The organism is Streptomyces sp. BV286, from assembly GCF_019090165.1.
GTDB lineage: Bacteria > Actinomycetota > Actinomycetes > Streptomycetales > Streptomycetaceae > Streptomyces.
Genome location: NZ_JAHRIB010000004.1, coordinates 34583 through 51415, shown reverse-complemented (window position 1 = coordinate 51415; position 16833 = coordinate 34583). Strand labels below are relative to the sequence as shown.

Sequence of the window (16833 nt, the reverse complement as noted above, 5' to 3'; positions counted from 1 at the left end):
GGGCTTGTCGCGCAGATCCCCGCGCCCCTTCGGGGCGCGGGCGCCGGCCTAGCGGCCGATGAACTGGGGGCCCTGCGGGGGAAGCCGGAAGTCCGGGTCCGGCAGCGTGCTGACCGGCTGCGGGTAGCCGTAGCCGGACTGGGCGCCCGCGGCGGCGGGCTGCGCCGGGGACGTCTGCGGATAGCCGTAGGCGGGCTGGCTGGTGGGCTGCGGGTAGCCGTACGCGGGCTGGGTGGCGGGCGGCTGCTGCCGGGTGGGCTCCGGGCCGGGAGCGGCCGGGGGATAGCCGTACGCGGGCTGGACCGGCTGCTGGGGCACCTGGGTGGTGGGCTGCTCCGGTGGCAGCGGCTGCGAACCGGGCTGCCCGGCGGGCGCCGAGCCGTCCTCGGCCTCGGACTCGTCGACCAGGATGCCGTAGTCCGACGCCAGCCCCTGAAGGCCGTCCGAATAGCCTTCGCCGAGCGCCCGGAACTTCCAGCCCTCGCCGCGCCGGTACAGCTCGCCGCAGACCAGCGCGGTCTCCTCGCCGGTCTCCGGCTTGATGTCGAAGTACGCCAGCGGCTCGGCGTCCCCGATCGCGGCGTCGAAGACCAGGATCCGCAGAGCCGGCACCTGGTCGAAGGTGACCCCGTCGGCGGAGGCGATGAGCAGAATCCGTCCCACACCGTTGTCGACGGCGGCCAGATCCGACTGGATCGTGTCGGTGAGCCCTTCGGCGAGACCCTTGTTGACGCGCTTCTTGCCGAGTCGCCAGACATTCCCCGAGGGGTGCCGGGGCTGGTTGTAGAAGACGAAGTCCTCGTCGGACCGCACACGCCCGTCGGGGCCGAGGAGCAGCGCGGAGGCGTCCACGTCCGGAACGCCCCGCCCCGGCGTCCAGCGCAGCACGGCACGTACCGCGGTGGCGTCCAGCGGGACGTTCGACCCCTTCAGCATGGCGTGCGTCATGCGGTCATCCTGCCTTCTCGGTCCTGGCCACGACAACGTGGGGTGAGCCTGCGTCCGGCCGGATAATGCGGGCAGACGCACAATGGTGTTTGTGTGCGTTACCTGAACTTCATGCCCGGTGGGAATCTCCGACACGGATCTCTACGTACTATTACCGGCCACATATCGTCAGTCCGACTAGCCGCCCTGGGGGAGACTCATGCGTCATTTCGGTCACATCGCCCCTGAGGTGCGGGAGCGCCTCTTCTTCCAGGAGCCGTGCGCCTTCACCGCGGACTCCCCGCCCCGGGTGCTCGCCGCGGCCCTCGGAGCCACCCTCTACAGCCCCGCGACCAGGCAGAAGCTGGCCGACGACGTCGTGAAGCAGGCCCAGCGCGGTGTCGTCTCCATGGTGGTGTGCCTGGAGGACTCGATCGACGACGCGGACGTCGTCGAAGCCGAGGAGAACCTGGTCAGGCAGTTCGGTGACCTGGCCGAACGCTGCCCGGAGACCAATCTGCCGCTGCTCTTCATCCGGGTCAGGGCACCCGAACAGATCCCCGACCTCGTCCACCGGCTCGGCACGTCCGTGCGGCTGCTGTCCGGATTCGTGCTGCCCAAGTTCACCGAGGAGCGGGGCATCCCCTTCCTGGAGGCGCTCACGGCGGCCGAGAGCGCGAGCGGACGGCGACTCTTCGCCATGCCCGTCCTGGAGTCGCCCGATCTGCTGTACCGCGAGTCGAGGGCGGAGGTCCTCGCGGGGATCTACCGGGCCGTCGACAAGTACCGCGACCGCGTGCTCGCCCTGCGGCTCGGCGTCACCGACTTCTGCTCCGCCTACGGGCTGCGCCGGGCGCCCGACATGACCGCGTACGACGTGCAGATAGTGGCCTCCGTGATCGCCGACGTGGTGAACGTCCTCGGGCGGGCGGACGGCACCGGATTCACGGTGACCGGGCCCGTGTGGGAGTACTTCCGCGTCCAGGAGCGCATGTTCAAGCCGCAGCTGCGCCGCAGCCCCTTCAGCCCGGAGGCCGAGGACCTGCGCGCCGCGCTGATCGAGCACGACATGGACGGCCTGCTGCGGGAGATCGCCCTCGACCGGGCCAACGGCCTGCAGGGCAAGACCTGCATCCACCCCTCGCACGTACTGCCCGTGCACGCCCTGTCCGTCGTCAGTCACGAGGAGTTCAGTGACGCCCAGGACATCCTGCGGCCCGAGCGGGGCGGCGGAGGCGTACTGCGGTCCGCGTACACGAACAAGATGAACGAGGTGAAGCCGCACCGCGCGTGGGCCGAGCGCACCCTTCAGCGCGCCGAGGTCTTCGGCGTCACGAACGAGGACATCGGCTTCGTGGAGCTGCTCGCCGCCGGAATACCCGGCTGACACACACCGGCTGACACCCAAGGAATCCATGAACAAGGCTGTGAACGACGGGTCCGGCGTCTGGTCCGCGACGGGCTTCCGCCCCGGAACCAAGGCCGGAACCAAGGCCGGGTCCGCCGGCGAGGCCTCGTCCCCGGCCGGACCGGGCGAGGGGCCCGCAGGCGGGATCTGGTCCGGGAGCTGGGTCGCCGGACGGCTCGGCGTCGAGCTCGTCGGGGACGAGGGCCTCGGCGAACTGCTGGGGCTCGCCCTGCGGCGCAATCCCCGGCGGGCCCACCTGCTCGTGTCGAACGTGCTGGGCAAGCACGTACCGCAGTCGCCGGCCGTCGTGTACGGATACGGTTTCGCGCTCGGGCTCCGGGTGCGGGACCTGCTCGGAGAGGACGAGGCCCGCCGGGCCGTCGTCCTCGGGTACGCCGAGACGGCCACCGGCCTCGGCCACTCGGTCGCGGACGGTGTGGGCCTCGCCCCCTGCCTCCACTCGACCCGGCGCCCGGTCGAGGGCGTCGCACCCGCGGGCGGCTTCGAGGAGTCCCACTCGCACGCCACCTCGCACCTGCTGCTCCCGGAGGACCCCGCCCTGCTGGCCTCGGACGGCCCGCTCGTCCTCGTCGACGACGAGTTCTCCACCGGCAACACGGTCCTCAACACCATCCGTGACCTGCACGAACGCTATCCACGCGGCCGGTACGTGATCGTCGCCCTGGTCGACATGCGCTCGGCCGCGGACCTCGGGCGGCTGGCGGACTTCGCCCGCGAGATCGGCGCGACCGTGGACCTCGTGACGGCCGCCTCCGGCACGGTACGGCTGCCCGACGGCGTACTGGAGAAGGGGCAGGCGCTGGTCGCCGAGCACGAGAAGGCGGCCGTGGCGCCCGCACCGCGCCCGGAGCCCGGCAGCGTCGTACCCGTGGACCTCGGCTGGCCCCACGGCCTCGCCGACGGCGGACGGCACGGCTTCACACCCGAGCACCGCGTCCGCCTGGAGGGCGCCCTGCCCGCCATGGCCACCCGAATAGCCGAGGCACTCCCGCCCGGCACCGGCCGCGTGCTCGTACTCGGCTGCGAGGAGCTGATGTACGCGCCGCTCCGCCTCGGGGTCGCGCTGGAGAAGCTGACCGACGCCGAGGTGCGCTACTCCACGACCACCCGCTCTCCCGTGCTCGCCGTCGACGACCCCGGCTACGCGATCCGCACCCGGCTCGTCTTCCCCGCCCACGACGGCCCGGCGGACGGCCCCGGCGAGCGGTACGCGTACAACGTCGCCGGCGCCGGTTTCGACGCCGTCGTCGCCGTGGTCGACTCCACCGCCGACACTCCTGAACTGCACGCACCGGACGGCCTGTTGGCGCAGCTCGCCGCCCACACGCGCAGCGTGCTGCTCGCCGTCGTCCCCTCGTACGTCCCCGAACGGGCGTCCGCCCCGTCGCCCACCGAAAGGCCCTCCATGCTGTCCGAGCCCCTCCGTGGCCCCGACTTCTCCTCGTACGCGTCGGACGAGGTCGGCTGGCTGCTGCAGGACCTCTCGGACACCCGGCTGGAGGCGCCGACCGAGGAGCGCGAGGAGGCCATCCAGAGCGGCGGCGCCCACTACGCGGAGTCGCTCCCGGTGGAGTACCAGCCGAGCCCCCAGTACCAGGAGCTGTTCCGCAGCGCCCTCGCCGTCTCGGCCGCCCGCATCGCCGTGGCCGTCGGCGCGGTCACCGAGACGGTGCTGGCGGAACGCTCACCGCGCCCCGTGCTCGTCTCCCTGGCCCGCGCCGGCACCCCCGTCGGCGTCCTGATGCGCCGCTGGGCCCAGCACCGCCACGGCCTCGACCTGCCGCACTACGCCGTCTCCATCGTGCGCGGCCGCGGCATCGACGCCAACGCCCTGCGCTGGCTGGCCGCCCACCACGACCCGGCCGACGTCGTCTTCGTGGACGGCTGGACCGGCAAGGGCGCCATCACCCGCGAACTCGCCCAGGCCATCGAGGAGTTCGAGGCCTCCGACGGCATCACCGGCTTCGACCCGGAGATAGCGGTCCTCGCCGACCCCGGGTCCTGCGTGCGCACCTACGGCACCCGCGAGGACTTCCTCATCCCGTCCGCCTGCCTCAACTCCACGGTCTCCGGCCTCATCTCGCGCACGGTGCTCCGCGCGGACCTGGTCGGCGAACACGACTACCACGGCGCGAAGTTCTACCGCGAACTCGCCGACGTGGACGTCTCCGTCGACTTCCTGGACGCCGTCTCCGCCCGCTTCGACGAGGTCGGCGACGCGGTGGACGACCGCGTCAAGGAACTGCTCTCCACCGACCGCACCCCGACCTGGGAGGGCTGGGCAGCCGTCGAGCGGATCAGCGAGGAGTACGGCATCCACGACGTGAACCTCGTCAAGCCGGGCGTCGGGGAGGCGACCCGGGTGCTGCTGCGCCGCGTCCCCTGGAAGATCCTCGCCCGGGCCGGAGCGGGCGCCGACCTCGACCACGTACGCCTGCTCGCCGAACAGCGCGGCGTACCCGTCGAGGAGGTCGCCGAACTCCCGTACACCTGCGTCGGGTTGATCCACCCCAAGTACACGCGCGGCGCGACCGGCGCCGACGGCAAGGCAGTGACAGTCTGATGTCCATGCCCACCACCTCACCCAGGGTCCTCGTCGCCAGCGACCTCGACCGCACCCTCATCTACTCCTCGGCCGCACTCGCGCTGACCATGCCCGACGAGCGGGCACCCCGGCTGCTCAGCGTCGAGGTGCACGAGCGCAAGCCGCTCTCCTACATGACCGAGACCGCGGCCGGACTGCTCGCCGAACTGGGTGACGTGGCGGTCTTCGTCCCGACCACCACCCGGACCCGCAAGCAGTACCAGCGGATCCAACTTCCGGGCCCCGCACCGAAGTACGCGATCTGTGCCAACGGCGGCCACGTCCTCGTCGACGGTGTCTCCGACCCGGCGTGGCACGCCCGGGTGACCGAGCTCCTGGCACGGGAGTGCGCCCCGCTCGCCGAGGTGCGCGCCCACCTGGAGGCCACCGCCGACCCGCTGTGGGTGCGCAAGCACCGGGTCGCCGAGGACCTCTTCGTGTACCTGGTCCTCGAGCGGGAGCTGCTTCCGGAGGACTGGGTCAAGGAGCTGGCCGTCTGGGCGGAGAACCGCGGCTGGACCGTGTCCGTACAGGGCCGCAAGCTCTACGCCGTACCGAAGCCGCTCACCAAGAGCGCCGCCATGCGCGAGGTCGTCCGCCGTACCGGGGCGACCCTCACCCTCGCGGCCGGGGACTCCCTCCTCGACGCCGACCTGCTGCTGGCCGCGGACCGCGGCTGGCGCCCGGGCCACGGCGAACTGGCCGACGCGGGGTGGACGGGGCCCGGGATCACTTCTCTTCCGGAGCGCGGTGTCGCGGCGGGGGAGCGGATCCTGCGGGAGTTCCTCCGCGAGGCCCGCTAGAGGTCGCGGAGCCGGCCGTCTCCGGCTCTGTTTCCTTCTCTGTGCCCGTCTCCTCGCCACGCCGTCGGCCGCCCCGCCCCGGCCTGAACAGGCGTACGCCCGCGAAGACCAGCAGCGCGAGCGCCGCCATGGCCAGCACCACCTTGGAGTAGGTCGCGACATAGCCGGTGACCTCGGTCCACTTCTCGCCGAGCAGGTAGCCGGCGAGGACGAAGACGGTGTTCCAGATCGCGCTGCCCAGCGTGGTCAGGCCCAGGAAGACGGGCAGGGGCATGCGCTCGACGCCCGCCGGCACCGAGATCAGACTGCGGAAGATGGGGATCATCCGGCCGAAGAACACGGCCTTGGTGCCGTGGCGGTTGAACCACGCCTCGGTCTTCTCGATGTCCGACACCTTCACCAGCGGCAGCCGGGCCGCGATCGCCACCGTGCGGTCGCGGCCGAGCAGCGCACCGACGCCGTACAGGGCGAGCGCACCGACGACCGAACCGGCCGTCGTCCACAGCAGCACGGCGAACAGGTTCATCTGCCCGGTGCTCGCCGCGAACCCCGCCAGCGGCAGGATCACCTCGCTCGGCAGAGGAGGAAAGAGGTTCTCCAAAGCGATGGCGATGCCCGCGCCCGGGGCCCCGAGCGTGTCCATGAGGCTGTTGATCCACTGGGGTGCGCTGCTGTCGGTCACACACCCGACGCTAGTGAACCGAAGCTGAAGCCAGACTGAAGCCGCTGCCCGGCGCGGGTGTCAGCCGCAGCAGCCCCCACCGCAGCAGCCGCCTCCACCGCCGCCCCCGCCTCCGGCACGGGGCGCGGGTGAGGGCGCCGAGGCGGCGCCGCCGACGGCGACCGTCGACAGCAGCTTCACGGTGTCGTCGTGGCCGGCGGGGCAGGCCGCGGGCGCGGACGACTCGGCCATCGGCCGGCTCTTCTCGAAGGTGTCACCGCAGGTCCGGCACCGGTATTCGTAGCGAGGCATGGGCCCAGGTTAGCGGGCGGCCCGGTCCTCTCCCAGAGGAGAGCCGCGGCCCTGGGCGAGGGCCCTCGCGCGCAGGTCGGCCCCGGCCCGCAGCCGCTGCTCGCGGGCGGCCTGCTCGGGGTGGCGGGAGCGCCAGTACGGGTTGTCGTGGGGCAGGGCCGAGCCGACGCGCCCGTACATCCCGAAGAACATCAGCAGCACGCCGACCACGAAGCTGAACAGCACGTTCTGGATGCGGAAGGCCAGGAAGTTGAAATCGGTGTCGAGCAGGGCGAGGTTCACGAAGCCGCTGAGGATGAAGAGGACACCGAGGACCATGTTCAGCGTCGAGGCGACGTTGCCGCCGATCACCATGCCGACGAAGAGCAGCAGCCCGACACAGATCGACAGCACGCTGAGCGCCCCGTTGGTGCTCAGCCCCGAGACCTCGTCCCCGCGGGTGTCGAAGAATCCGACCTGGTCGATCAGTCCCAGGATGCCGAAGGCGAGCAGCACGAGGCCCATCAGCCCCGCACCGATCCGGTAGAACCTGCTGAGACGGTGATCGACCGGGAGGTGTTCGTCGAGCCTGATCCGCCGCCTGGGCGCGGTGCGCAGTGCGTGCGTGGCCATGTCCGCCTCCTCGGGAGTGAGCGGAGGGCGTCCGTACTCCCAGCATCCGCCCGGGGCGGCTCTCACGCCAGCCCCGGGGAATGCGCCGCCGCCCGGTCAGGCATCCAGGGGGTTGGTACGCGTCGCCGCCAGCAGGTACCAGGCGGTCGCACCGGCGTGCCGGTACGGGTAGTAGCCGAAGCCGAACCCGGTGTCGAGCGGGCTGCTCGCCGAGACGACCCCGGAGCGGGCGGGGAGAGCCTTCTTGTTGATCGTCTGGTCGGTGCCGAGAAGGTCCTGCGCCTGCTCGATGGAGGCGATCAGTCGGCGGGCCCGCACCTCGTCGCCGCGCCCGTGCCGGTTTCGCAGGGCGAGCGCGAGATGGGCGGTGCCCTCGAACCACACACCGTTGCGGTCCGGCTTCGGCTGGAACTCCGCGATCGGGGCGTCCTCGTTCGCCAGCAGACTGACGGAACTGAAGGTGACGCCCGCGTACGACTGGCCCGCGGGGACCGTGCTGTTCCGCCGGTCGGCGTGGTCCAGGACGGCCAGCTCGGCCGCGGCCCAGTCCAGCGACCGGGAGTACGGGCGGGAGCCGAGGGCGAGCTGGGTCCAGGTCTGGGTGTCCTCGGGGACGGGCGACCTGTTGACGCTCACGCCGTCGTTGGTGCCGGTGTAGAAGAAGTTCCCGGAGGGCTCCCACATCTTCTCGACGAAGGCCCGGGCCCGTGCGCGCCGCTCCAGCCACACACGGTTCCCGGTGAGCCGGGCGAGCCGCCCGAAGAGGCAGACGAGGTCGGTGTTGTGCTCGGTCGAGGTGAAGGGCAGCTTCACGTTCGCCCCGTCGACGCCGAACTTGTAGCCGCCGAGGGGCTCGTCCGTGCGCCCGGTCCGCTCGATCCAGTCACCGATCCGTACGGCACCGCGGAGGAAGCGGCGGGCGCCGGTCCGGTCGGCGAGGGCGCTCAGGGCGATACCGGCCCAGGCCATGTCACCGACCGCCGTGCCCGTGAAGCCGAACTGGGTCCCGACGTTGGCGGTGCCGTCCGCCCGGACGAACCCGTCCGGCTGCGGCACCCCGTCGAAGAAGACGTACGGCCCCACGTTGTAGGCCTGCCGCAGCCTGCCGTCGTCGTACACCGGGTCGTGGGCCTGGGCGTAGAGCAGCGCGTCGCCGAGCACCACGGCCCTGGCCCGGCCGTCCGCGGTACGGGTCGCCAGATGGGCCAGGATCGCGAGGGCGTTGTCGTACGTGAACGCCGTGCTGAACAGACCGGCCTGGTCGGTGTAGCTCTGGGTCAGACGGACGGCACCGTGGTCCGGATACGCGTCCATGGCGGCGGCGAGGAAGGCATGCCCCCGCCGGACGGCACCCCCGGCACCTCCGGCGCCCTCAGAACCTACGACGTCGCCGGCCGCCCGCGCCGCGCCGGAACCGGCCGCGGTGAAGACCGCGGCACCGACACCGAGCCCGGTGCCGATGAGCGCACGACGACTGAACACCGAACTCGAACCTTGTCTGCCGGTCATGGGTCTCCCTGGAGGACATACGGCCCCGGTGCGCACACCACACCGAGCTTGAGAGCGCTCTCACGCGGCGCGCGCCCATTGTGCTGGCCCATCTGGCGGGGGTCAACGGGCGTGACGGGTGCGGGCGTTGGGCGGGCGTTGGGGCGGGTGGTGCGGGTGGGGATTGAGGGGGAGGGCCCGGCCCGGAGGAGAGGGGCCTGCCCACGCGAACGGCCCCCCACCCGATGGGCGAGGGGCCGAACGGCACGCTGAGCTGCGTGCTGCTCCCGTGGGCGCGGACGGTTTCGAACAGCCGACATCTGCCATGTCAGGGCGGGTATGGTCCGGCTGCGATCAAGCATTGAGTCTGGGGAGGGGCTTTGAGAGCGAAGACGGGTCTGCTCGTGTACGCCGACAACGACGTGCTGGACCAGTTGCAGCGGGTGCGGCCGGCGCACCTGGCACGGACGACTGGCCAGAGCAGGGCCCGCCGTCGCTTCGTGGCGGTTGTTTCGGTCCGCGCACGGATCATCGCGGTAGCGGCCATGTCCTTGCTGGCTGCAGGCTGCGGCATGCTGGACGATCCGGTCAAGGACCGCTGGGAGGCCAGAACTGAGTTTTCAAGTTGTGGCGCGGTGAGCCTGGCTCAGGGTGAGGAGATGCAGAAGCAGGCGATGCGGGAAATCGGCTGCCTCCGACGAGCCCTCAAGAATGGCGAGAGCGCAGAACTGAAGATCACGTATCCCACCGTGGAGGGTGACCCGATTCGCGAGTACTACCGACTGACGCCGCAGAGCAGGCTTGAGGTCTACACCGACAGCACGGATGACCGCTACTCGGACCAGAAGTGGTCGTTTGCTGAGTGCTACACCCCTGAATGGTTGGCTGAGATTTCCTGCGCTCAATGAGTGAGCTGGGCTGAAATCGGGCCCGCCGGGGGCACGGCCTCACTCGCTGAAGGCTTCTCGGTCGCCAAGGTGGTCGGCTGCTGCAAGAGGTCTCGTCATGACTGCGACTCTATTGGCACCCACGCGTGGGTGATGACGAGTTCTACACTCGACGGATGCCTTGACAGGTTGACGCTCACCTCGTCCGGTTCCGCGATAATAGCGCTGTGACAGACACAACTTGGGTCGCTCTCATCACGGCCGTTGCGACGCTTCTCTCCAGCGCCCTCACCGGCACCGTGGGATACATAGCGGGAAGGCATCAGTTGAGATCGCAAGAGCTTGTCCAACACGCACAGATAACCGAGGGGCGCCAAGCCAGCATCCGAGAGCTGAGGCGAAGTGCCTACGTTGGCGTACTGAACCAACACTCGGTCGTGGAAAGAGCCATGCGAGCTGCGTGGGAAGAAACCCCATGTGCCGAGATGAACTCATCCGGACGCTACGCGGAGCTCGTCCGAGAGATGAATATCCTCCAGGAGCGCCTGCACCTTGCCGAGCTGGAAGGATCGCTCGACATCACGGTTCCTGCTGCAAATATCATGGCCTTTGAATCGCAGTGCATGTCCGACTTGATGAGTGTGATCGCTGCTAATAAAGACAGTGGCCGATCTCCCGATCACCACGCCCAGGAGATGGCAATGGCCAATTGGAGCAAGAGGATCGACGTGCGCGACTCCTTCATCAGCACTGCTCGTCACGTGCTGGGGGCAGCCCTTTAGCCGTACCGACTTCGCTGGGATGAGGCGCTTGTGTCCTGTCTCGGCTGGTACTTGACGGCTCCGACAGTCAGAACGCCGGGCTCAGCTGCTGTCAAAATCAGGTGGTCGCTGGTGGCCGCACTCCAGCTTTTCGCCGTTGGCGTCGACCACCTCGTAGTCGAGCATCACTTCGTGCGGGTCACCGTCCTCATAGAGCCACACCGTGATGACACCCGTCGCGACGACCACCGTGAACTGTGCGTTTCCGTCGCCCATCGGCACCACGGTGAAGACCTCTCGGGGCCTCAGCCAGAAGTCCTCGCCGTACGGCTCGATGGACAGGCAGATGTCTGTGTCGCCTGCGTTCTCCACCGGCAGTCTGTTCTTCACCTGCTTCCGCCGATGAGCTGATTGCCGTCGTGGCTCCGCACGTGAGGGCCGTTGCCGTCCAGGGCGTCCGGGAGGCGGATCGCGAAGACCGGCGACGTCGCCTCCTGTGATCGACTCATGTGCAGGAGCATAGGAGGCAGAGAAGGTGGCGGAGAACCCCGGCGGTGGTGGCATCTACGCTCGGCTCGAAGACCACGGGCACAACCATTTCGCCGATTGCGCGAGTGTCGGCCGAACCGGACTTGTCTTCGTCGGCGCTCGCGGTGGTGTTCTGCGGCGGAACAACTTCCGCGGATCTGGCTCCGGGCGCTCGACGCGACCGGCCTCGGTGACGTCCACTTCCACGATCTCCGGCACACCGGGAACACCCTTGCCGCGACGGGGGCGCCACCTTGCACGTGAGTGGCACGGCGGCGAAAGCGCGCCATCAAAGATCAAGGCCCAGGCATCCGGCATCACACCGGTTGACCTGGGCCTCAGTCGTGTCCTGGGACTGGTGGGCGCGGACGGTTTCGAACCGCCGACATCCGCCTTGTAAGGGCGGCGCTCTACCACTGAGCTACGCGCCCGGGACGAGTCGACAGCCTACATTGCCCGGGGAGGTGCCCCGCAAACCCGTTCCCGGGGCCCCGTGGGCTGCCGGTTGATGCGGGGGTTTTCCCCACCCCTCATTCGGGAGCGGCCCGGATCCCTTGGCGGGGGCCGGATCCGTACGGTCGAAGTGTGTCCGGGTCACAGCGTGGGGCCGAGGGCGTTCGAATCTGGGGGAGTCCCGTCATGAGTGGTCGTCTGCGTTCTTCGAGCTCTTCGAGCAGTGATGTGCGGCGTTCGGGCCGGTTCGGCGGGAGGGGGCGCCGGGTCTCCCTCGCCGCCACCGGGGCGGGTGTCCTCGCCGTGGGGCTGCTCGCCTCCGGGTGCGGTGCCAGCGCGGGGGACGACACGGACCCGGAGAAGCGTTCCTTCGCGCTCGACGGCCGGACGCTGACCGTCGACTCCGACGACTCGGCGCTGGAGCTGGTCGTGGCGGACGTGGAGAAGGTGGAGGTCACCCGGTGGTTCGAGGGCCGCGTCGCGATCGGCGGGGACCCCGAGGTGACCTGGGGGATGAAGGACGACACGCTCAAGCTCCGTATGCACTGCTCCGGTGTGGTGGCCGACTGCTCGGCCAAGCACCGCATCGTGGTGCCGCGCGGCGTGGCCGTCACGGTGAACGACGACGACGGCAGCGTGCGGGCCACCGGCTTCAAGGAGGCGCTCACCATCCGGGCGAGCGACGGATCCGTCCGGGTCGAGGATGCCTCCGGACCGCTGACCCTGCGCACCGACGACGGCTCGGTGCACGCGACCGGCATCGACTCCCGACGCGTCGACGTGAACACCCACGACGGCTCCACCCGGCTCGAATTCGCCTCGGTCCCGGACCGGGTCTCGGCGCGTGGACAGGACGGTTCGCTCACCATCGGGCTGCCGGACGCCACCTACCGTGTCGACGCCGACGCGGAAGATGGCTCCGTGGATGTGTCGGTACCCCGTGACAAGGGCAGCTCCCATGTGGTGTCCGCCCACACCGAGGACGGGAAAGTCACCGTGCGTACGGCGAACTAACCGGCCCGTGTGTTCGTCCTTACCTGGTGGGAGAATGGCACGGGGCACCGGGGCCGGACGGACCACAGCACGGGAGAGGGAAGTGACGGCGACACCTTCGCAGCCGTACACGCCGTTTGTGCCATGCGCACAGCAAGTACCTCCCTCCTGTGCCGGATTCGGGTCCGCGAGGACCCGCGGCGCAGGCCGCGACCTGCTGGCCCTCGTCCTCCTGCCGCTTCCGCTCCTCGCGCTCGCCATGCCCGCCGCGTTCGCGGGCGGCGGCACCCGCCGGTGGTTCGGCGGGCGCTCCGAGAGCCAGCGGGCCGAGGCACAGGCCGCGAAGGACGCCGCGGCGGCCGCGTTCTACGAACTCGACACGGCGCAGCGTGATCTGCGCATCTCGATCGAGACCATCACCGCCGTCGACGACTCCCCGGCGGCCCGCCGCGTGGTCGCCGACTTCGAGGCGCTCGGCCGGCGTATCGACGAGGCCAGCAGTACGTACATCGGCGCGGTGGACGCGCACGATCTCGACCGCGACGACCTCGAGGCCTCCGTCGCCGCCCACGCACGTACGGAGCTGACCCGGGCCAAGGACGAGCTGGCCCGCGTCAAGCAGGAGCTGGACCGTTTCGAGCAGGGGCTCGGCCCGCTCCTCGGCAAGGCCGAGACGCAGCTCGCCCGCCTCGCCCCGGCCGTCGAGCGCGCCCGCCAGTCCCTGCTCGCCGCTTCGAACGCACTGGACGCCGTACGGGGATCGGGTCTCAAGGCCGACGACCTGGCCGCCCGCCTCGCCGCGCTGGCCCCCGAGCTGACCAGGCTCAACCAGGGCGCCGGGCAGCACGGTGTGCCCGAGACCCTGGAGCGGGCCGACCGGGTCGCGAGGGATGCCGGAGCCGTGCGCGCGGAGGCCGAGCGGCTGCCGGAGCGGGCCACCGAGATCGACCGCCGTCTCGTCTCGCTGCGGACGCGCGCGCAGGCGCTCACCACGCGGTCCGGGCAGGTGGACCCGGTGCTCAGCGAGCTGCGGCGACGGTTCGCGGCCGCCTGCTGGCAGGACCTCCAGCATGTGCCGGACCAGTCCGCGGAGACCGTCCGCCAGGCCGAGCGGAAGCTGACGGAGGCACGGGTCGCCCGCGAGGAGCAGCGCTGGGCGGACGCCACATCGCTGCTGTCCACGGTCCGGGCGCTGCTGAACACCACCGACGAGGCCGTCTCCGCCGCCGGGGACCGGCTGCGCCGCCTGAACGAGGTGTCGAAGGACCCGCAGCGGGAGATCGACCGTACGCGGTTCGCGATCCGGGACGCGCAGCGCCTCGCGATGGCCGGCCGCAGCACCCCGGACCCCCGGCAGGCGCGCCCCCTCGACGAAGCGGTGGCCCGTCTGGACCGCGCGATCGGCACGCTGGAGGGCCGGCACCCGGACTACTGGCACTTCCTGACCGAGCTGGAGGGTGTGCGCGGGTCGGTGTCCGGCGTGGTCTCACAGATCCGGGAAGAGCGCGGGGGCGGGGCCTGAGCGACGGTCCGGGAGCGTCCGGGCGGTTCCGGAATGGTCAGGGCGGTTCCGGAATGGTCCGGGAGGGGCCTGAGGGGGATCCCGGCGGGTGCGGAGAGTCCTTCCCGCTGCCCGCCCGAAGCCCTGGTGAGAGGGCGTGCGGCGGCACGCGGCCCAGTGCGCGGCCTCACGCGGGTCCCTGTTTCTCCCCCGACTCCAGTGCGCCCGCCTCCCGCGCAACCGTTCCCTGCACGTCCGCCTGCCGCGCGTCCGTTGCCTGTGCGTCCGTTGCCTGTGCGTCCGCGTCACGTGCGTCCGCTTCGCGTACGTCTGCCTCTCGTACGTGCTTCAGGGTCATCCGGGCCTCCACCTTGTCCGCGGTCGTGACCTCCGACCAGAAGCGGTGGCAGGTCACGTAGACGGCGAGCTCCCGCTCGCGTTCCCGCAGCTTCTCCACCTCGGCCTGTTCGTCGGGTGTCCAACCGGGGGAGGCGGGGCGCTCCACCTTGCGCCAGCCGTGGTCGTCACTGAAGCCGTCCAGGGGCTCGACCGACCAGGGAAGCCGCTTCAGCAGGGCCAGAAGCTCGGCCCGGACCTGATGCAGTTCCTCCTGACCGGCCAGGAGGTCGCTTGGGAACTCGTAGGTCGCAGCCACACGACAATGCTACGCCTGTTCGATTTTGGGATGCGAGTTTCTCGGGGGACTTCACGCGAACTGTGACGGGCGAACGCCGGGACGGGGTGCACGGACCGCCGATTCCGCTCGCGTTGTCAGTGCCGCGCGCGAGACTGGACGCATGTGCCGGAGCATCAAGACACTTCGCCCCCCAGTCCTGCCCGAAGAGGCCACGGAGGAGGACATCCGCGCCGCCGCTCTTCAGTACGTCCGCAAGGTCTCGGGGTTCCGCGCCCCGGCCGCCCACAACCGCGAGGTCTTCGATCGCGCGGTCGACGCGATCACGGAGGCCACGGCCGAACTGCTGAGCGGCCTGGAGGTGCGCGGGCAGACCACTCCGCCCCACCGGGCGGCCGGCTGACCGCACGGTCCCGGGATACCTGGCTGTATGGGCCGGTGAGCGCCCCACCGCGCGGTCCCGCGGGGCGGGCGCTCACCGGGCCCCGCTGTGGGGTGCCCTGATGTCCGGTAGGGGCACCGGCGCCCCTATGGGCCCCGGTGGCGTCGCTCCCTGTCCCGTCGCACCCGGTCCCGCCCCAGGCCTCAGACGCTCGGGCCCGCCTCCACCACGGGCACCGGAAGGGGTACCGGCAGCGGTACCGGCAACGGCGACGGGCGTCGCATCAGGTACGCCGCTCCCGCCCCCGCCCCGAACAGCGCCACCAGCGAGATGCCCGACGCGAGCCAGGTGGCGCCCAGCCACTGCCCGCCGAAGTAGCCGAGGGCGACGCTGTACGCGGCCCAGGCGAGCCCCGCGAGGATCGACCAGGGCAGGAACTCGCGGACGCGCCGGTGTGCGGCGCCCGCGCCGAGGGAGACGACCGAGCGGCCGGCGGGCGCGAAGCGGGCGAGGACGACCAGGGCGCCGCCGCCGCGTGCGAGGGCCGCGCCGAGACGTTCCTGCGCGCTGCTCAGGCGGCGGGAGCGGGCGATGGCACGGTCCAGCCGCTCACCGCCGCGCCAGGCCAGCCGGTACGCCACCAGGTCGCCGAGGACCGACGCGGTCGCGGCGGAGAGGATCAGCGACAGGATGTCCGGCACGTGCGCGGTCGCCGCGGCTCCGGTGCCGGCCGCGGCCGCCGTCGCCGCCGTGATGACGAGCACGCCGCTCGGCAGCACCGGCAGAAATACGTCGAAAAGGACCGACAGCGCCACTACGGCATAGATCCATTGGCTGTAGATCCAAGGGGTGCCGGACAGCGACCCCACACTCTCAAGCACCGAAACTCCCCTGTGTCTCCCCCGTGGGCCCGGACCGTGCCGCGTGCCCCCGATGCTGCGGGGGAGCGGCCGGAGCGGCCTGTGACAGCCATACAGCGTACGCCTCGAGTCCGACTGGAGATCCACAGGGGGATCGTGGGTTCGCCACACCATGTTCACTCGGCTGCCACGCCCCCGGGGGCGGGTCGGTCGTACGTCCCGTACCAACGAATGGGGGGACCGACGGTGTGAGGAGCGGATCCGGCGATGACGGCAGCAGCAGGAGTAACAGCGGCAACAGAGGCAATAGCGGCAACAGCGGCAACAGCGGCAACAGCGGCAACAGCGGGAGCAGAGGGAACCACGAGAGCGGTGAGGTCGGCCGGAGTGATGGTGCTCGTGGTCGGTGCTCTGGCATCGGTCGTGTTCACGGCAGGGGCGGCCGGTGCTTCGGACGGCCCGGGCGTCCCCGGCGAGGAGGGCGCGGACGTGGCGGCCGCCGGTCCGGACGCCACCGGTACGACCCCCGGCTACCGGATGCGGACGGACGCCCGCTTCGCTCCGCTCGGCGCCCTCGTTCCGTCGGCGGCCGTCACGTACGACACCGGGCTCGTGCCCGCCGCCTCGTGGATCGAGGTGAGCCAGCACAGCGAGGAGCGCGGGCGTACGACGGTGCGGCTGCGGGCGACGGGATTGAAGCCGGGGCGCGCGTACGGGGTGCATGTACACCGCAACCCGTGCGGTACCGATCCGGCCGCGGCGGGCGGGCACTATCAGCACCGGCCGTCCACCGATCCCGCCGACGTGAACGCGGACAACGAGGTGTGGCTCGACTTCACCGCCGATGCCAAGGGTGCGGGCGGGGTGAGCGCGCGCCACGAGTGGAACTTCCGGCGCGGTGAGGCCGCCTCCGTCGTGCTGCACGGCGAACAGGGCGGCTCCGGCGCGCGGTTGGCGTGCTTCACCGTGCCCTTCGGGTGGGCCACCTGAGAGCCCGCCAGGCCTGTCGGTTCGTCAG

17 protein-coding genes, 1 tRNA gene and 1 pseudogene are annotated in these 16833 nt (G+C 70.9%); 9 read left to right on the top strand and 10 right to left on the bottom strand.

Going from position 1 to position 16833, the window contains the following annotated elements; all coding sequences use genetic code 11:
- Positions 1 to 48: 48 nt before the first annotated feature.
- Entirely contained in the window at positions 49 to 948 is a 900-nt protein-coding gene (locus KUF83_RS00570; RefSeq protein WP_217452476.1) for a TerD family protein, read from the bottom strand.
- Positions 949 to 1147: 199 nt separating this feature from the next.
- Between KUF83_RS00570 and KUF83_RS00565 the strand changes: the two genes are divergently transcribed.
- From KUF83_RS00565 to KUF83_RS00555, 3 genes are read left to right on the top strand one after another with little or no spacing between them, the layout of a single operon-like run.
- Positions 1148 to 2314, top strand: a complete 1167-nt coding sequence (locus tag KUF83_RS00565; protein WP_217452475.1) for an HpcH/HpaI aldolase/citrate lyase family protein — start codon at positions 1148 to 1150, stop codon at positions 2312 to 2314.
- 28 nt (positions 2315 to 2342) lie between these two features.
- The gene (locus KUF83_RS00560) at positions 2343 to 4919 is read left to right on the top strand and encodes a phosphoribosyltransferase (RefSeq protein ID WP_217452474.1); all 2577 of its coding nucleotides are present in this window, start codon (positions 2343 to 2345) and stop codon (positions 4917 to 4919) included.
- Between the two features lie 5 nt (positions 4920 to 4924).
- Positions 4925 to 5743 (top strand): HAD family hydrolase, encoded by an 819-nt coding sequence (locus tag KUF83_RS00555; RefSeq protein ID WP_217452473.1) that lies wholly within the window; start codon positions 4925 to 4927, stop codon positions 5741 to 5743.
- Here the strand turns inward: KUF83_RS00555 and KUF83_RS00550 are convergent.
- The 4 genes from KUF83_RS00550 to KUF83_RS00535 all read right to left on the bottom strand — a co-directional run bounded on the left by KUF83_RS00550 (position 5670) and on the right by KUF83_RS00535 (position 8837).
- Positions 5670 to 6386 carry a DedA family protein gene (locus tag KUF83_RS00550; RefSeq protein ID WP_217452512.1) on the bottom strand — a complete coding sequence of 239 codons (717 nt, stop codon included), beginning with the start codon at positions 6384 to 6386 and terminating at the stop codon, positions 5670 to 5672. The two genes, KUF83_RS00555 and KUF83_RS00550, sit on opposite strands and share 74 nt — an antisense overlap.
- Positions 6387 to 6485: 99 nt before the next feature.
- Positions 6486 to 6716, bottom strand: a complete 231-nt coding sequence (locus KUF83_RS00545) for a zinc ribbon domain-containing protein (protein ID WP_217452472.1) — start codon at positions 6714 to 6716, stop codon at positions 6486 to 6488.
- A gap of 9 nt (positions 6717 to 6725) precedes the next feature.
- The gene (locus KUF83_RS00540) at positions 6726 to 7328 is read right to left on the bottom strand and encodes a DUF4383 domain-containing protein (protein WP_217452471.1); all 603 of its coding nucleotides are present in this window, start codon (positions 7326 to 7328) and stop codon (positions 6726 to 6728) included.
- Positions 7329 to 7424: 96 nt separating this feature from the next.
- Positions 7425 to 8837: a Tat pathway signal sequence domain protein gene (locus tag KUF83_RS00535; protein WP_217452470.1), complete on the bottom strand. Its 1413-nt coding sequence runs from the start codon at positions 8835 to 8837 to the stop codon at positions 7425 to 7427.
- 383 nt (positions 8838 to 9220) lie between these two features.
- Between KUF83_RS00535 and KUF83_RS00530 the strand changes: the two genes are divergently transcribed.
- A complete protein-coding gene (locus tag KUF83_RS00530; RefSeq protein ID WP_217452469.1) occupies positions 9221 to 9724 on the top strand; it encodes a hypothetical protein in 504 nt (167 codons plus the stop codon).
- A 206-nt stretch (positions 9725 to 9930) separates the two neighbouring features.
- On the top strand, positions 9931 to 10485 hold the full coding sequence (locus tag KUF83_RS00525) for a hypothetical protein (RefSeq protein ID WP_217452468.1): 555 nt from the start codon (positions 9931 to 9933) through the stop codon (positions 10483 to 10485).
- Positions 10486 to 10566: 81 nt separating this feature from the next.
- Here KUF83_RS00525 and KUF83_RS00520 read toward each other — a convergent pair whose 3' ends face one another.
- The 3 genes from KUF83_RS00520 to KUF83_RS00515 all read right to left on the bottom strand — a co-directional run bounded on the left by KUF83_RS00520 (position 10567) and on the right by KUF83_RS00515 (position 11423).
- Positions 10567 to 10836: a hypothetical protein gene (locus KUF83_RS00520; RefSeq protein ID WP_217452467.1), complete on the bottom strand. Its 270-nt coding sequence runs from the start codon at positions 10834 to 10836 to the stop codon at positions 10567 to 10569.
- A 14-nt stretch (positions 10837 to 10850) separates the two neighbouring features.
- Complete coding sequence (locus KUF83_RS42500; RefSeq protein WP_302828470.1) at positions 10851 to 10973, bottom strand: hypothetical protein; 123 nt, start codon at positions 10971 to 10973, stop codon at positions 10851 to 10853.
- 375 nt (positions 10974 to 11348) lie between these two features.
- Positions 11349 to 11423 (bottom strand) — tRNA-Val (locus KUF83_RS00515).
- 208 nt (positions 11424 to 11631) lie between these two features.
- Between KUF83_RS00515 and KUF83_RS00510 the strand changes: the two genes are divergently transcribed.
- Positions 11632 to 12459, top strand: a complete 828-nt coding sequence (locus KUF83_RS00510; protein WP_217452466.1) for a DUF4097 family beta strand repeat-containing protein — start codon at positions 11632 to 11634, stop codon at positions 12457 to 12459.
- Between the two features lie 82 nt (positions 12460 to 12541).
- Positions 12542 to 13960 carry a hypothetical protein gene (locus KUF83_RS00505; protein ID WP_217452465.1) on the top strand — a complete coding sequence of 473 codons (1419 nt, stop codon included), beginning with the start codon at positions 12542 to 12544 and terminating at the stop codon, positions 13958 to 13960.
- Positions 13961 to 14273: 313 nt separating this feature from the next.
- Here the strand turns inward: KUF83_RS00505 and KUF83_RS00500 are convergent.
- Positions 14274 to 14594: pseudogene (locus KUF83_RS00500) on the bottom strand (hypothetical protein); the annotation flags it as partial.
- Between the two features lie 142 nt (positions 14595 to 14736).
- On the opposite strand from KUF83_RS00500, the gene KUF83_RS00495 reads away from it, so the two are divergent.
- Positions 14737 to 14976: a DUF2277 domain-containing protein gene (locus KUF83_RS00495; protein ID WP_217452464.1), complete on the top strand. Its 240-nt coding sequence runs from the start codon at positions 14737 to 14739 to the stop codon at positions 14974 to 14976.
- Between the two features lie 182 nt (positions 14977 to 15158).
- Here KUF83_RS00495 and KUF83_RS00490 read toward each other — a convergent pair whose 3' ends face one another.
- Complete coding sequence (locus KUF83_RS00490; RefSeq protein WP_217452463.1) at positions 15159 to 15836, bottom strand: DedA family protein; 678 nt, start codon at positions 15834 to 15836, stop codon at positions 15159 to 15161.
- Positions 15837 to 16205: 369 nt separating this feature from the next.
- Between KUF83_RS00490 and KUF83_RS00485 the strand changes: the two genes are divergently transcribed.
- Positions 16206 to 16805: a superoxide dismutase family protein gene (locus KUF83_RS00485; RefSeq protein ID WP_217452511.1), complete on the top strand. Its 600-nt coding sequence runs from the start codon at positions 16206 to 16208 to the stop codon at positions 16803 to 16805.
- The last annotated feature ends 28 nt before the right edge of the window (positions 16806 to 16833 follow it).

Coding starts and splice junctions, on each gene's coding strand:
- KUF83_RS00550 (WP_217452512.1), bottom strand. CDS start 6,386: ATGGACACGCTCGGGGCCCCGGGCGCGGGCATCGCCATCGCTTTGGAG.
- KUF83_RS00535 (WP_217452470.1), bottom strand. CDS start 8,837: ATGACCGGCAGACAAGGTTCGAGTTCGGTGTTCAGTCGTCGTGCGCTC.
- KUF83_RS00540 (WP_217452471.1), bottom strand. CDS start 7,328: ATGGCCACGCACGCACTGCGCACCGCGCCCAGGCGGCGGATCAGGCTC.
- KUF83_RS00545 (WP_217452472.1), bottom strand. CDS start 6,716: ATGCCTCGCTACGAATACCGGTGCCGGACCTGCGGTGACACCTTCGAG.
- KUF83_RS00485 (WP_217452511.1), top strand. CDS start 16,206: ATGGTGCTCGTGGTCGGTGCTCTGGCATCGGTCGTGTTCACGGCAGGG.
- KUF83_RS00495 (WP_217452464.1), top strand. CDS start 14,737: ATGTGCCGGAGCATCAAGACACTTCGCCCCCCAGTCCTGCCCGAAGAG.
- KUF83_RS00570 (WP_217452476.1), bottom strand. CDS start 948: ATGACGCACGCCATGCTGAAGGGGTCGAACGTCCCGCTGGACGCCACC.
- KUF83_RS42500 (WP_302828470.1), bottom strand. CDS start 10,973: ATGAGTCGATCACAGGAGGCGACGTCGCCGGTCTTCGCGATCCGCCTC.
- KUF83_RS00565 (WP_217452475.1), top strand. CDS start 1,148: ATGCGTCATTTCGGTCACATCGCCCCTGAGGTGCGGGAGCGCCTCTTC.
- KUF83_RS00560 (WP_217452474.1), top strand. CDS start 2,343: ATGAACAAGGCTGTGAACGACGGGTCCGGCGTCTGGTCCGCGACGGGC.
- KUF83_RS00510 (WP_217452466.1), top strand. CDS start 11,632: ATGAGTGGTCGTCTGCGTTCTTCGAGCTCTTCGAGCAGTGATGTGCGG.
- KUF83_RS00555 (WP_217452473.1), top strand. CDS start 4,925: ATGCCCACCACCTCACCCAGGGTCCTCGTCGCCAGCGACCTCGACCGC.